The following is a 13,318-nucleotide window of genomic DNA, read 5'->3' on the forward strand; positions in this document are numbered from 1 at the left end:
TTTGAGGCTCTGCAAATTTACTTAATAAAATGAAGGTAGCGATACACCCCAGCTGGAAAAAAGAACTGGCCCAGGAATTTGAAAAGGACTATTTTAAGAATCTTACAAATTTTGTAAGGGAGGAGTATACTAGTAATACCTGTTATCCAAAAGGAAAAGATATCTTCGCTGCTTTTGATCGTGCTACGTTTACCAGTACAAAAGTGGTTATCTTAGGCCAGGATCCTTATCACGGGCCTGGGCAGGCGAACGGGCTCTCTTTTTCGGTTAACGAAGGAATTCCTTTTCCACCTTCTTTGCAAAATATATTTAAGGAAATAGAGAACGATCTGGGCAAACCTGTTCCAAATTCGGGAAATCTTGAACGCTGGGCTAATCAGGGCGTTTTGTTGTTGAATGCAACACTTACTGTTAGGGCCCAACAGGCAGGCTCTCATCAGAAAAAGGGCTGGGAGCTGTTTACCGATAAGGTTATTGAAATTATTTCGGCAGAAAAAGAAAATGTAGTTTTTATGCTTTGGGGGGGATATGCCAAAAAGAAAGGAGCCAAAATTGACTCCTCAAAACATCTTATTTTAACCAGCGGTCATCCTTCACCCTTAAGTGCAAATCGAGGTTACTGGTTTGGTAATAAACATTTTAGCAAAGCAAATACTTATTTGAAGCAAAAGGGAAAAGAACCAATAGATTGGTAAGCTTAAAAGCGGAATCCAACATTTACATTAAATTGACCTACAATGGTAGGTGCATTATCATTGAATAGGTTTCTACCAATACCTGCACCGAGATCCAGGAAAAATCCGCCGCTGGCAACAAATTTACCCCCCACACCAAAACCAAGGGCGAAATCGGTATAATTTTCATATTCATAATAACCGTTTCCGTTTGGTTCACTAATATAGGTTTCATCATATTCTCCGTTGGAAAGCATTCCGAAACCGTGAACATAAAATCCGCGGGCATAATTATCGCCAAAGAAATATTTGTATTTTCCGGTTAAGGATAAATCTTTGGTAAAAGCATCGGCCACATCTTCGCTATCTTTATCTAAAGCCTGAATGAATACTTCTACACCCCAACTGGAATTCTTATCCAAAATTCGTTCATAGTTAAGATCCAGAGCTCCAAAAGCAATCAGGTTTAAGGCACCAATGCTTATTTCATTTTGGGCTATATATATCCCTTTTATCGGGAGTGTTATTGGTAATGGATGAATCTTCTTGCGCGAAAGTGAAGCCTGAGACAAGCAAGAAAAGTGATAAAAATAATTTTTTCATTTAATGGGGGATGAGATATAAATAATGGCTACAAATTATGAATAAATTCAGAAACGGGCATTTTTTTTGAGATTAAATTAAGCTCAAGCAATTTATCCTGAACTTTTTCTATCTCGTTTTCAGATAATTGCTCCTGGCTCCAGGATGTAATTTCCAACCATTTTTTAATATCCTCTAGTTTTTGATCATATTTTTCAGCCAATTTTTCGGCAATCTTGGGAAGATCTTTAAAGCGGTTGGTTTCGTCATTTAATACTTCCAACATGGTTCTTAATCGTTCCGGTTCATTTTTTAAAGATTCGTTTCTGGCGGCAATAACAAAACAGGACCAGGGAGTTGGACAATCTGCCAATCTTCTAAAAATTCGTTTATCTACCAATGGTTTTGTGGTAAAATGTTCCCACATAAAATATTGTGCTTTATCTTCGCTTAAAGCTTTTACCGCACCGTCCAGGTCTTTTACTATCTCAAATTGAAGGTTCTTAGTGTCCCACTCGTGGTTTTGTGCGTTTACATAAGCCATAAGATGTGATCCGCTGCCATTTCTACTAATTGCAGCTTTAGTGTTCTTAAGTTCTTCAACCGATTTATATTTAGAGGCTGCAGCTACGTGAATTCCCCAAATTAAAGGAGTACCAATATAAGTTTGTATAATTTTACTATTATTTCCGGCATGGATATCTTTTATAATTCCTTCAGTTAATATTACAGCGACATCAATTTCACCCGAGCGTAAAGCCTGGTTCATTGCACCAGTGCCTCCGGGGAAATCTTTCCAAATTACATTTAAACCCTTAGCTTCAAAGAGCTTTTCTTCTATACATAAATGCCATGGAAGGTTAAAATGTTCTGGTACCCCACCTACTTTTATCGTTTTCATAAACTGTGTTTTTCCTTTAAATAATTGTAAATCTCATATTGTGAACGCACCGATTTTTCATTTTCTCCTTTTTGCACATATTCATTCTTTTCATCTACATCCTGAATTCTTGCTTTTACGTTATCTTTTAATTGAATATCTAAAATCTCTTTAAATTCCTGTGCTATTTCTTTGTCTAAAATAGGGGAGAGCACCTCAATTCTACGTGAAAGGTTTCTGGACATCCAATCGGCACTGCCATAATACATTTTTCCGTCCCCTCCATTTTCAAAAATATAAATTCTACCGTGCTCCAAAAACCTGTCTACAATACTAGTAATATAAATATTTTCACTTAAACCTTTTATTCCCGGAATTAAACAGCTAAAACCCCTTACAAGCAATCTTATTTCTACACCTGCATTACTGGCTTTGTAAAGTAAATCGATCATTTCAGGATCTTCTAGACTGTTCATCTTGGCGGTAATCTTTGCTTTTTTTCCTTCCCGGGCATTATCAATTTCGTTATAGATAAGTTTTATAAATTCCTGTCGTGTAGAAAAAGGGGAGATCAACAAGTTTTTTTCCCTAGGAATAATAAGCTCTCCCTCCAATACTTTGAACAAGCGCGATAATTCCTTAGCAATTTGTTTATTAGAAGTGAAAATAGCATGATCGCAGTATATTTTAGAGGTTTCACTGTTAAAATTACCGGTGCCTATATATGAATAATTAATAAGCTTATCATCTTCCATACGTTGAACCAGCATAATTTTGGAATGTACTTTAATCTTAGGGTAGGAGTATATTACTTTAGCTCCCTTTTTTTCAAATTTACGTCCCCATACTATATTGTTTTCCTCATCGAACCTGGCTTTTGCTTCTACAAATACGGTCACTTTTTTCTTATTCTCTAAAGCTTTTAATAGCAAACTGGTTAACCTGGATTCATCGGCAACACGATATAAGGAAATTTTAATGGCTATAACCTTTTTGTCGTTTACAGCTTGTTCCAGGAAATTTTCTACATATGAAAAAGACATATATGGGAAATGAACTGCCTGGTCTTTTTTAGAAATTGTCTCAAAATAATTCCTGGAATTAGCTAAAACTTTATGCTCAATTTCCGGTAGTTCTCTAAAGTGTAAATCAGGATTTTTAGTAGGATCGGGGAACGAGAAAAAATCATTAAAATTATGATATTTCCCACCCGGCATCATATCTATTTTTCCAAGATTTAGAAGTTTTCTAAGCCTTTTATGCAAAAAATCGGGCATTTCGGCATCATAAAGCAACCTGGTTGGTTGCCCATCGCTTCTTTGTCCCAGCGAATCATAAATCTTTTCGGCTAATGCACCCTCATAAATATCATCAATATATAACTCGGCATCACGTGAAAGTTTAATTTCATAAACACCTTCTATTTCTTGATCCTGAAACAAGCTGTTTATTTGACTTCTAATAATTTCATCAAGGAAAGTAATAGAGTTCTTTTGGCCGTCGCCTTGTAACTTAACAAACCTACCGCATTTACCTACAGGTATATTAACAATTCCTAGTTTTTCTTTATTGATAAAGTTTACCACAAAATACAGCTCGGCATTTTCTAAAAAGAGCTCATTTTTTCTTGAAATATCTATTATTTGTGGTTTAATATGAGTTACTATCTCTTGCTGAAAATAATTTGCAACAAATTCTCTTTGCAAATCATTAAAATGACCGGCATCCAAAAGATATATATTATTCCTGGCGAGTTCGGGTAAAATTTGTTTTTGGTAAATCTCCCCAAATTTCTGTTGTTGTAGTTTAACTTCTTCAAGAATTTCCCTGGTTATTTTAGAAGGTTTCAAAGCGAGTTTTTTTCGAATACTTTTTTCTACTCGCTTCATTTGCCTAAGTTGGGCCACCCGTACCCTAAAATATTCATCCAGGTTAGAAGAGAAAATAGCTAAAAAACGAATCCGCTCGTAAAGCGGATTGATCTTATCTTCAGCCTCTTGTAAAACTCTTGCATTAAAACTAAGCCAATTAAGGTCTCTATGCCTTAATGGAATTTCCTGTGGTTCCTGCATTATTGATTTCTGGTTTAATCAAAAATACAAATAAGGCTAGAGCATTGTTTTTAATATTGTGTTAAAAACAGTTGCCTACCCCGGTTTCTATTGTATCAACTTCAAATACTAATAAATCTTAGAAATTTAGAAAAATAGATGGTTTAACATGAATAATCTTTCTAAAATTATGGGTTTTCCTCCATTTTAAAAGCAAAGCCTACTAACTACTTTTAATACATCGAATTAAAACTTATTCTAAACTTTTTTATTCGATTCCCTACCAATTGCCCCACACTAAATTTTATGATTAAACACTAATCCAGGTTATTCTGGAACTATTTAACCAATTTATTAACCAAAATTTTAAATTATGAGAAAACTAAAACATTATTTTATGTGCCTGGCGGTATTATCGCTTATCATGGTATCATGTAGTAAAGACGAGAACCCGGCAGTTGCAGATGGTTCAGATGAAGTTGCAACTCTTTCTTTTGGCGCTATAGTTAACGACATGCTTAAAAAGCCGGCTACCAAACAGGCTATGGAAGAAATACCGGAGTGCTCTGATGAAGCCCCAGCTTATGTGCATGTAGTACTTACCGGACCAGAAGATGTTGGTAGTATGGAAAATCCGCTAATGGTAGAAATAAATCCTACACCCGGTGACTATGATGGGGATGGAGAAGATGAATACTTTACAGAATATTCTTCAGATCTGGAGCTTGTTCCGGGGTCTTATAGCCTGGAGTATTTTGCAGTATATGACGAGAATGATAACTTAATTTGGATAGCACCGGCAGCAGGCAGTGAAATGGAAGATTGGGTAGATATGGCGTTGCCCATGGACATCGAGCTAGGTGCCGGGGTTAAAAAATATGTAGACGTAACTGTACTGTGCTTTGACGACCGTATGGTAAACCTATATGGATACCTATTCTTTGATTTAGAGGGGGTTGAGGCCATAGAGCTGTGTATTTTTGGTAACTGGTGTGATGAAAGCGGAAGACATTATGTAGCCGATTATTCTGTAAATATTTGGGCAGGAACCGACAATACTGGCAGTGTTTTGTATACCGGAGAAAACGATGTACTAACCAATGATGCCGGTGAAGAATATTCCGATCCTTTATGTATCTTTTTACCAGATAGTGCAGAACAGGATGATTACTATATTGAAATTTCAATAGACGGTGAAATTGTTCGCCAGGGTACGTTTACTGATAGTGATGTAAAAGAATTATTTGATGGAGAAGATGCCGTAGATTATTACCATTTCTTTGCTGGTTGTAGTTCAGCTGATACTCCAGATATTTTTCAGGATAATGGTAATGGAGGTCCACCACCTGTTATAGATGAAGATACCGAGATTTATATTTACTTTGATTCTTCAGGATCCATGAATAGTACCTTAGCACCTTTACAAACAATGAGAAATACACTGCTAAAAGATGCGTTATTACCACTTTATGGAAATGATGAAGACGAATACGATGCCAAAGTACGTGTGATTGAGAATGGTACAGAACGTACCTTCAATATGCTTAATATTGAAGGCGATACTCCCGATGGTAATGTTATTGCCATAGTATTCCAGGATGAGGCAGAAACCGTTTACCATAGTGGTCAGGCTATATGGGATGAAAACTCAACACGAACTCCTACATTCGATAGCGATATGTCAACCTTTCGTGGAAGATTAGCTTCATTTCCAATGAACTACTACCGTGGCATAATCTTCCAGGTAAATACAACCGGCCACCCGGCATTTGATAACTTTGAAGAGCTGGTTCATGCTGTAGAAGATGGTACCGGAAATTATAGTGGAGCCAATGGTTTATCAGACAGGAATGAATTGGCGTATGTGTATGAAATAAACGGAGGAGATACGGCTCAATATTATACCGATCTCCTAGTGCAAACTTTGCAAGATTTAGGCTATGATTTATAGGTTAAATTAGTTACTATTTAATTATGGTTAGGGAAAACCGCTTCATCATAGATATGGAGCGGTTTTTATTTTATCACTAATAAAGCTTACACCCGGAGTTTTAAGTAGAAATAAAGAAACCCAATACTTAGATTTACCTGGTATTTAAATTTACTTTACTAATTGATCTAGAGTGTATTTAATTAAATCGTCTACTGATTTTTTAGGCTCTCTTGAGAAAGTCCCTGCCGCTCGATTAGCTATAACTGCGTTCATGGAAATTGCTTCATGACCTAATAATTTGGATAAACCATAAATGGCTGAAGTTTCCATCTCTAAATTTGTGATCTTTTGATTGTTAAAAGAAAATGAAGTTAATTTCCGGTTCATTTTATCATCCTGCAATGCCAAACGTAAAACTCTACCTTGAGGACCATAAAAGCCAATATTAGTACCCGTAATACCTTTGTGTAAACCCTTACCTTTCATTTTATCAATTAAATCTTTACTTCCGCCTACCACATAAGGTGCAGCTTTTTTAGGAAGCCAATTTAAATGTTTAATAAACGCTTCAGCAAACTCCAGATCCTGAATATGTTCGCTACCGTAGAAATGCAAAAGACCATCAAAACCTATGGCACTTTCACTTATTATAAATTCATCTACAGGAATTCCTTCCTGTATGGAACCGGTAGTACCAATTCTTATAATATCTAAACTCTTAACCTCTTTTTTCAGCTCTCTGGTTTCAAAATCTATATTTACCAGGGCATCTAATTCATTCAAGACAATATCTATATTATCTGGGCCAATACCTGTAGAAATTACGCTTATACGTTTCCCTTTATAATATCCGGTTTGGGTATAAAATTCCCGTTTTTTAACCTTGAATTCAACCTTATCAAAATGTCGGGTAACTCTTTCTACCCGGTCTGGATCTCCTACCGTAATCACGGTATTTGCAAGATGTTTGGGCAATAAGTTTAAATGGTAGATACTACCATCGGGGTTTTGGATTAATTCTGAAGCTTTAATTGGCATATTATAGTTTTAAAACTTTGTGTGAATCTGAGTCATATAAAAAATCATAAATCTTTGCTCCGCCGTAATATTCATCGTTTATAAGGTCTCGATAAAAATTCTTTTTCTTCGCCAACGCATCAAGGCCATCCTGGGTTAATTTAAGTTTCTCGTTTTCCAGCGTATAGAACATACTTAATTTATTTAATACTCTTTCCATTTGGGAATCACTATACCCATAATAACCCTGATATTGTAAGGCGTACCCCAATAATTGGTTTATAGAGGTTATATGTTGTTGCTCTACTAATTTAAGCACATTTCTTTCTAGCGAATTAATACCGGTCCTGCTATTGGGAAAGCGTTCAATATGTGCTCTAATACAACTGGATAGATATTCAAAGTTAGAACTTTTCTTAATCTGCTGCTTGAGCTTAATAGGGTTATTGCTACAGTACAATTCCCATATTAAACTAGCTATTTCCAAATCCTCTTTATCAAGCTCTATTTTATGGGTAAAATGGTTTAATAAATGTTTTAGAGGTAATTGAGATAGTGGTAAAAGCTCTTCCTCTCCTTTTTGTCTTTTGCTGCAAACCAGATAGAATGGAACATTTGGTTTATTTTCAAGATAGAAGCTTATAGCGGCCAACATGTTGATATGACAAAAAAGATCAAATTCAAACCAGAGTACAACGTGATCATAATCCTGAGCAGCTTTCATTTTGTTTAGCTGAGAGACAAATCGATTTTGGTAATTTTCAGAAGAAATATCATAGGCCTTTTTTAAAAATTTCTGACGTAAATTAATAAATTTATTAGAACCTACTTCTTTAGTGCACGGGCCTTCGCACAATAATTCGCGCCACACAATAGTTTCACCCGAAAGGCCAAGTTCTTTAACTTGTTCAGCTAAACTATCTCCATTAATTATATGTAGGGCTTTATCTAACATAGGAAAAATATAAGTTGGGCAGAAATCAACCTCCAACCCTTTTTACATTGTAACCATCCTTCTTTAAAATCTCCATCACCTTCTCACGATCATCCCCTTGTATAATAATCTCACCATCTTTAGCCGAACCACCCACTCCGCATTTTTTCTTTAATTTCTTTCCAAGTACCACTAAATCTTCATTAGAGCCTTCAAAACCTTTAATAATAGTTACTGTTTTACCTCCACGACCTTTATTGCTAAAATGTGCCTCTAAATATTGGTCCTGGGGCGCTAAAGTTTCTTGAGTTTCATTTTGTTCGTTGCCATCAAAATCATCATTTGTAGAATAAACAAAACCACCCAGATCTTCGAGTCCTAGTTTTTTCTTGGGCATAATTTATTTTTTTAGAAGTCCTATTTCTACCAGCCGTTGATGTAGAAAGTCTCCGGCAGTAATGTCTTCATATTGTTTCGGGTTCTCTTCATCTATACATTGCTCGAGGCAATCCAGCGGCATTTCGCTTCTTGGATGCATAAAAAACGGAATAGAGTACCTTGGATTGCTCCATTCTTCTTTAGGCGGATTTACCACCCTATGAATTGTAGAACGCAGCTTATTATTGGTATGCCTTTCTAACATATCACCAACATTAATAACCAGTTCATCTTCTTGGGGCAAGGCATCAATCCACTCACCGTCTTTTCTTAACACCTGCAGTCCTCCTGTAGAAGCTCCCATAAGTAGAGTGATAAGGTTTATATCTCCATGTGCACCTGCTCTTACAGCTCCTTTAGGTTCTTCGGTAATTGGAGGATAGTGAATTGGCCTTAAAATACTATTGCCATTGCTGGCCCAATAGTCAAAATAATGTTCATCCAGCCCAATATATAAGGCTAAAGCGCGTAAAACGTAAATTCCGGTTTTTTCCAGCATTCGGTAAGCTTCCATTCCTACCTTGTTAAAATCCTGAAGTTCTGTGACCTGAATATTTTCAGGATATTCTTCAGTGAGGTTGGCATCTTTATCTGGCTCCTGACCAAAATGCCAGAATTCTTTCAGATCACCTTCTTTTTTACCTTTAGCGTGTTCTTTGCCAAACGAGATATATCCTCGTTGACCTGCCAGGCCTTCTATTTCATATTTTTTCTTTACTTCCAGGGGAAGTGCGAAAAAACTTTTTACTTCTTTATATAAATTTTCCTCAAGCGCACTGTCAAGGAAATGGTTTTTTAAAGCTACAAAACCAATTTCCTCGTAAGCTTTACCAATTTCATCTACAAATTTTTGCTTTCGTTTCGCATCGCCCGAAATAAAATCGGCCAAATCTACGCTAGGAATATTATTCATTGCCATAATATGCTTTGTTTTAGGTAGTATTACAAACAAAGTTAAATAAAATTACGGGAGTCCCCGAGGCTTTTTATATTTCTTAGCATTTATAATTTTGGTTACATTTGAGAAACAAACAATTGTATGCATCGAAATTCTACAATGAATTCAATCATAAAATTTGATAGAAAAAATCTTTCTTCAGTTCAACTCTTAGATTTATATGCCGCACTTCTAAAGCCCCGATTAATTGAGGAGAAAATGCTTATTTTACTTAGACAGGGAAAAATATCGAAATGGTTTAGTGGTATAGGCCAGGAGGCTATTTCGGTGGGAGTGACAAAAGCTCTAAACCCCGATGAGTATATTTTACCAATGCACCGTAACCTTGGCGTATTTACTAGTAGAAATGTTCCTTTAGACAGGCTTTTTTCCCAATGGCAGGGAAAACAAAACGGGTTTACAAAAGGCCGTGACCGAAGCTTTCATTTTGGTACCCAGGAATATAAGATTGTTGGAATGATCTCGCATTTAGGGCCTCAATTAGGAGTTGCCGATGGTATTGCCCTGGCGCATAAACTAAAAAACGAACACAAACTTACAGCAGTTTTTACCGGAGAAGGGGGGACTAGTGAAGGTGATTTTCATGAAGCGCTTAATATTGCTTCGGTTTGGGATTTACCGGTTATGTTTTGCATAGAAAATAACGGCTACGGACTTTCAACACCTACCACAGAACAATATAGATGTAATCACCTTGCAGATCGTGCCAAAGGTTATGGAATGCAATCTTATATCATTGATGGTAACAATATTATTGATGTTTACAGTAAAGTTTCTGAAATAGCTAAAAGCATTAGGGAAAATCCACGTCCTGTTTTATTGGAGTTTAAAACTTTTAGAATGCGTGGCCACGAAGAAGCCAGTGGAACCAAATACGTACCTGAAGATTTAATGCAGTTCTGGGCACAAAAAGATCCTGTAAACAACTTCCAACAGTTTTTAAAAGAGGAAAAGATTCTAACTGAAGACCAAGAGTCTCAGTTGATCAATACAATTAAAGCTGAGATAGATAGCAACCTAAAGAAAGCTAACGAAGAAACCCCGGTGGAATTCGACGAAACCAACGAATTAAATGATGTTTTTCAAAAGTTTGTTTATCAATCAGTTAAACATAATAAGAAAACAGAAAATATTAGATTTATAGATGCCATAGCGCAGGCTGTAAGACAATCTATGCAGCGACATAACTCACTTGTGTTAATGGGCCAGGATATCGCAGAATATGGCGGTGTTTTTAAAATTACCGAAGGACTTTTAAAAGAATTTGGCAAAGATCGCGTAAGAAATACCCCTATATGCGAATCGGCTGTAGTTGGCACTGCCATGGGCCTGTCTATTAGTGGCATGAAAGCCATGGTAGAAATGCAATTTGGGGATTTTGTTAGTTCCGGCTTTAATCCTATTGTAAATTACCTGGCCAAAAGTAACTATAGATGGAACCAAAATGCCGATGTAGTGATAAGAATGCCCTGTGGAGCAGGAGTAGGGGCAGGCCCTTTTCATAGCCAAACCAATGAAGCCTGGTTTACCAAGGTTCCGGGGTTAAAAGTTATTTATCCGGCTTTTCCATACGACGCTAAGGGACTTTTAAACACCGCGTTTAATGACCCGAATCCCGTCTTATTTTTTGAACATAAATTATTATATAGAAGCATTAGGCAGGAAGTTCCGTTAGATTATTACACATTAGCATTTGAAAAAGCTTCTGTAATAAGAGAAGGGAAAAGTATCACTATTATAACCTATGGAGCCTGTGTTCATTGGGCTTTAGAGGCTATAGAGGATATGCAATTAAATGAGGTTAATTTAATTGACTTAAGGAGTCTTCAGCCTTTAGATAAGGAAACTATTATAAGAGGTGCAAAAAAGACCGGAAAAGTTTTAGTACTTACTGAAGATTCAATGTTTGGAAGCTTAGCTTCAGAAATTTCTGCAATTATTTCAGAAACCTGTTTTGAATATTTAGATGCTCCGGTTATGCGCCTGGGTAGTGCTGAAATGCCTATACCTTTTGCTACAGCATTGGAAGAAGGCTATCTTCCGAAGAAAAAATTAAAAGAAAAGATACAGCAATTAATAGACTATTAATAATATTAAGCTGATAATTGAATGATTTTAAGAATCCTTAACAAGCGCGCTGTTAAAGTATTAATAATCTTTTGTCTCGGTTCTACACCTGCTGTAATTTAGTTTATAACTAATCAAAAATCTAATATTATGATACGTTTAATCGTTATTTTCTTAATTATTGCTCTGGTAGCTGCTATCTTTGGCTTTGGGGGAATTGCAGAAGGTTTTGCTGATATTGCTAAAATTATATTCTATATTTTCCTTGTATTGCTTGTAATCTCTCTGGTAAGCCGATTATTTAGAAGATAAAAACATTTTAAAAAATAACTAAAAATCCAATGTATTGTGTCAGATGTTCATCGGCAAACATTGGGTTTTTACATAAATACCTAATAAACTACTTAAACAACTAATAATGAAGAAGCTATTTATACTTGGTTTTGTAGCCGCACTTTTTGTGGCTTGTGGCCCTAGCAAAACCGCGAAAGAAGCTAGAAAAACTTTTGATGGAAATTGGACACTTACCAGCGTAACTTACCCAAACAGTTCGGGTGAGTTTGATGTAACCTTACTAAATGATGCGAATGCCTCTTGCTTTGAAAATAGTACATGGAACTTTGTTTCCAACAATAATAGAGGGGCATACTCCGTTCAGGGTAGTAATTGCAGCCAGGGACAACGTTATTTTGTTTGGTCTATAGACGAAGAAAATACACCTGAAGGAGTTTATGATTTTTTATTAAAGCCAACGGATGAAGATTATAAATCTACCACTGGAAACCAGGGGTTCCGTATGAATTTAAAATCACTTTCAGAAAACCAAATGACGTGGGAGCAATCTGTAATGTTAGAAGGTTCTCCCTTTGTGATTAGAATGAATTTTTCTAAACTTTAAATAAATTATTATACTATGAAAACGACAATAAATAGAATATTCGCCATTCTCTTTGCTTCAACCCTGCTCTTTAGCTGTGAGGCTACTAAGAATGCAAATAATAAGCAAAAAGGAGCTGTAATTGGCTCAACCGGTGGTGCCGTGATTGGTGGTGTTATAGGAAACAATACCGGCGATGGCAATACGGCATTAGGTGCCATTATTGGTGGTGTTGTAGGTGGAGCTGCCGGAGCCATTATTGGTGATAGAATGGATAAACAAGCCAAAGAAATAGAAGAGGAAATCCCAGGGGCTGAAGTAGAACGTGTAGGAGAAGGTATAAATGTTACTTTTGATGAGAAAAGTGGAGTTTATTTTGATACCGAAAAGTATAATATTAATGCAAAGTCGCAGGCAACATTAAATAAACTTGCCGATATCTTTAAAGAATATCCTGACTCTAATATACTCGTAGAAGGACATACCGATAATACAGGGAGTGAATCTTACAACCTTACCCTTTCAAAAAATAGAGCTCAGGCGGTAACCAACTATCTGGTGAATAACGGTCTAAGCAGTGGTAGGTTTGAAACAAAATGGTATGGAGAATCACAGCCAAAATACGATAATTCAACTACCGAAGGTCGTGCTAAAAACCGCAGGGTAGAGCTAGCAATTGTGGCTAACGAAGAACTTAAAGAAGAAGCGCGAAGAAAAGCTGCTGAACAGAATTAAGCTTTTTAAGTTCCCAAACAACTATTAAATCCCGGAAAAGTCCGGGATTTTTTTATGCTTTTCTTTCAGCTAAGAACCATACTTATCAATAATGAAATTTTTAATTTAATTAGGTTAAAAAAAGAAATAACTAAAAGCTTTTACAACAGCTGCCACAAACAATCATCAAATA

The 13,318-nt window shown here is 36.2% G+C and carries 13 protein-coding genes; 6 read left to right on the forward strand and 7 right to left on the reverse strand.

The window, feature by feature from the left end; genetic code table 11:
• Positions 1-29: 29 nt before the first annotated feature.
• Positions 30-695, forward strand: coding sequence for a uracil-DNA glycosylase (locus tag GUB10_RS00660; RefSeq protein ID WP_193709519.1), 666 nt, complete (start codon positions 30-32; stop codon positions 693-695).
• Positions 696-697: 2 nt separating this feature from the next.
• Here the strand turns inward: GUB10_RS00660 and GUB10_RS00665 are convergent, their stop codons facing one another.
• From GUB10_RS00665 to ppk1, 3 genes are read right to left on the reverse strand one after another with little or no spacing between them, the layout of a single operon-like run.
• Positions 698-1,246: a hypothetical protein gene (locus tag GUB10_RS00665; protein WP_227740263.1), complete on the reverse strand. Its 549-nt coding sequence runs from the start codon at positions 1,244-1,246 to the stop codon at positions 698-700.
• A gap of 59 nt (positions 1,247-1,305) precedes the next feature.
• Positions 1,306-2,157 (reverse strand): substrate-binding domain-containing protein, encoded by an 852-nt coding sequence (locus GUB10_RS00670; protein ID WP_193709520.1) that lies wholly within the window; start codon positions 2,155-2,157, stop codon positions 1,306-1,308.
• Positions 2,154-4,208, reverse strand: a complete 2,055-nt coding sequence (gene ppk1 / locus GUB10_RS00675; protein WP_193709521.1) for a polyphosphate kinase 1 — start codon at positions 4,206-4,208, stop codon at positions 2,154-2,156. Before ppk1 ends, GUB10_RS00670 begins: the two co-directional genes overlap by 4 nt.
• Positions 4,209-4,560: 352 nt before the next feature.
• Between ppk1 and GUB10_RS00680 the strand changes: the two genes are divergently transcribed.
• Positions 4,561-6,138 (forward strand): hypothetical protein, encoded by a 1,578-nt coding sequence (locus tag GUB10_RS00680; protein ID WP_193709522.1) that lies wholly within the window; start codon positions 4,561-4,563, stop codon positions 6,136-6,138.
• Positions 6,139-6,288: 150 nt separating this feature from the next.
• Here GUB10_RS00680 and GUB10_RS00685 read toward each other — a convergent pair whose 3' ends face one another.
• From GUB10_RS00685 to GUB10_RS00700, 4 genes are read right to left on the reverse strand one after another with little or no spacing between them, the layout of a single operon-like run.
• Positions 6,289-7,158 (reverse strand): nucleoside phosphorylase, encoded by an 870-nt coding sequence (locus GUB10_RS00685; protein WP_193709523.1) that lies wholly within the window; start codon positions 7,156-7,158, stop codon positions 6,289-6,291.
• Position 7,159: 1 nt separating this feature from the next.
• The gene (locus GUB10_RS00690) at positions 7,160-8,092 is read right to left on the reverse strand and encodes a DUF1835 domain-containing protein (RefSeq protein WP_193709524.1); all 933 of its coding nucleotides are present in this window, start codon (positions 8,090-8,092) and stop codon (positions 7,160-7,162) included.
• A 25-nt stretch (positions 8,093-8,117) separates the two neighbouring features.
• Positions 8,118-8,468, reverse strand: a complete 351-nt coding sequence (locus tag GUB10_RS00695; protein ID WP_193709525.1) for a translation initiation factor — start codon at positions 8,466-8,468, stop codon at positions 8,118-8,120.
• A 3-nt stretch (positions 8,469-8,471) separates the two neighbouring features.
• Positions 8,472-9,422, reverse strand: a complete 951-nt coding sequence (locus GUB10_RS00700; RefSeq protein ID WP_193709782.1) for an isopenicillin N synthase family oxygenase — start codon at positions 9,420-9,422, stop codon at positions 8,472-8,474.
• Positions 9,423-9,566: 144 nt separating this feature from the next.
• Here GUB10_RS00700 and GUB10_RS00705 point away from each other — a divergent pair, with 144 nt between their 5' ends.
• The 4 genes from GUB10_RS00705 (at position 9,567) to GUB10_RS00720 (ending at position 13,146) form a co-directional block, all read left to right on the forward strand.
• The gene (locus tag GUB10_RS00705) at positions 9,567-11,555 is read left to right on the forward strand and encodes a thiamine pyrophosphate-dependent enzyme (RefSeq protein WP_227740264.1); all 1,989 of its coding nucleotides are present in this window, start codon (positions 9,567-9,569) and stop codon (positions 11,553-11,555) included.
• A 129-nt stretch (positions 11,556-11,684) separates the two neighbouring features.
• On the forward strand, positions 11,685-11,846 hold the full coding sequence (locus GUB10_RS00710) for a DUF1328 domain-containing protein (protein ID WP_070055250.1): 162 nt from the start codon (positions 11,685-11,687) through the stop codon (positions 11,844-11,846).
• Between the two features lie 106 nt (positions 11,847-11,952).
• A complete protein-coding gene (locus tag GUB10_RS00715) occupies positions 11,953-12,432 on the forward strand; it encodes a lipocalin family protein (RefSeq protein WP_193709527.1) in 480 nt (159 codons plus the stop codon).
• Between the two features lie 15 nt (positions 12,433-12,447).
• On the forward strand, positions 12,448-13,146 hold the full coding sequence (locus tag GUB10_RS00720; protein WP_193709528.1) for an OmpA family protein: 699 nt from the start codon (positions 12,448-12,450) through the stop codon (positions 13,144-13,146).
• Positions 13,147-13,318 lie beyond the last annotated feature (172 nt).

The sequence above is a fragment of the Salegentibacter sp. BLCTC genome (assembly GCF_015143665.1).
Classification (GTDB): Bacteria; Bacteroidota; Bacteroidia; order Flavobacteriales; family Flavobacteriaceae; genus Salegentibacter; species Salegentibacter maritimus.

Coding starts and splice junctions, on each gene's coding strand:
- GUB10_RS00700 (WP_193709782.1), bottom strand. CDS start 9,422: ATGAATAATATTCCTAGCGTAGATTTGGCCGATTTTATTTCGGGCGAT.
- GUB10_RS00690 (WP_193709524.1), bottom strand. CDS start 8,092: ATGTTAGATAAAGCCCTACATATAATTAATGGAGATAGTTTAGCTGAA.
- GUB10_RS00680 (WP_193709522.1), top strand. CDS start 4,561: ATGAGAAAACTAAAACATTATTTTATGTGCCTGGCGGTATTATCGCTT.
- GUB10_RS00710 (WP_070055250.1), top strand. CDS start 11,685: ATGATACGTTTAATCGTTATTTTCTTAATTATTGCTCTGGTAGCTGCT.
- GUB10_RS00670 (WP_193709520.1), bottom strand. CDS start 2,157: ATGAAAACGATAAAAGTAGGTGGGGTACCAGAACATTTTAACCTTCCA.
- GUB10_RS00660 (WP_193709519.1), top strand. CDS start 30: ATGAAGGTAGCGATACACCCCAGCTGGAAAAAAGAACTGGCCCAGGAA.
- GUB10_RS00720 (WP_193709528.1), top strand. CDS start 12,448: ATGAAAACGACAATAAATAGAATATTCGCCATTCTCTTTGCTTCAACC.
- GUB10_RS00685 (WP_193709523.1), bottom strand. CDS start 7,158: ATGCCAATTAAAGCTTCAGAATTAATCCAAAACCCCGATGGTAGTATC.
- ppk1 (WP_193709521.1), bottom strand. CDS start 4,208: ATGCAGGAACCACAGGAAATTCCATTAAGGCATAGAGACCTTAATTGG.
- GUB10_RS00715 (WP_193709527.1), top strand. CDS start 11,953: ATGAAGAAGCTATTTATACTTGGTTTTGTAGCCGCACTTTTTGTGGCT.
- GUB10_RS00705 (WP_227740264.1), top strand. CDS start 9,567: ATGAATTCAATCATAAAATTTGATAGAAAAAATCTTTCTTCAGTTCAA.
- GUB10_RS00695 (WP_193709525.1), bottom strand. CDS start 8,468: ATGCCCAAGAAAAAACTAGGACTCGAAGATCTGGGTGGTTTTGTTTAT.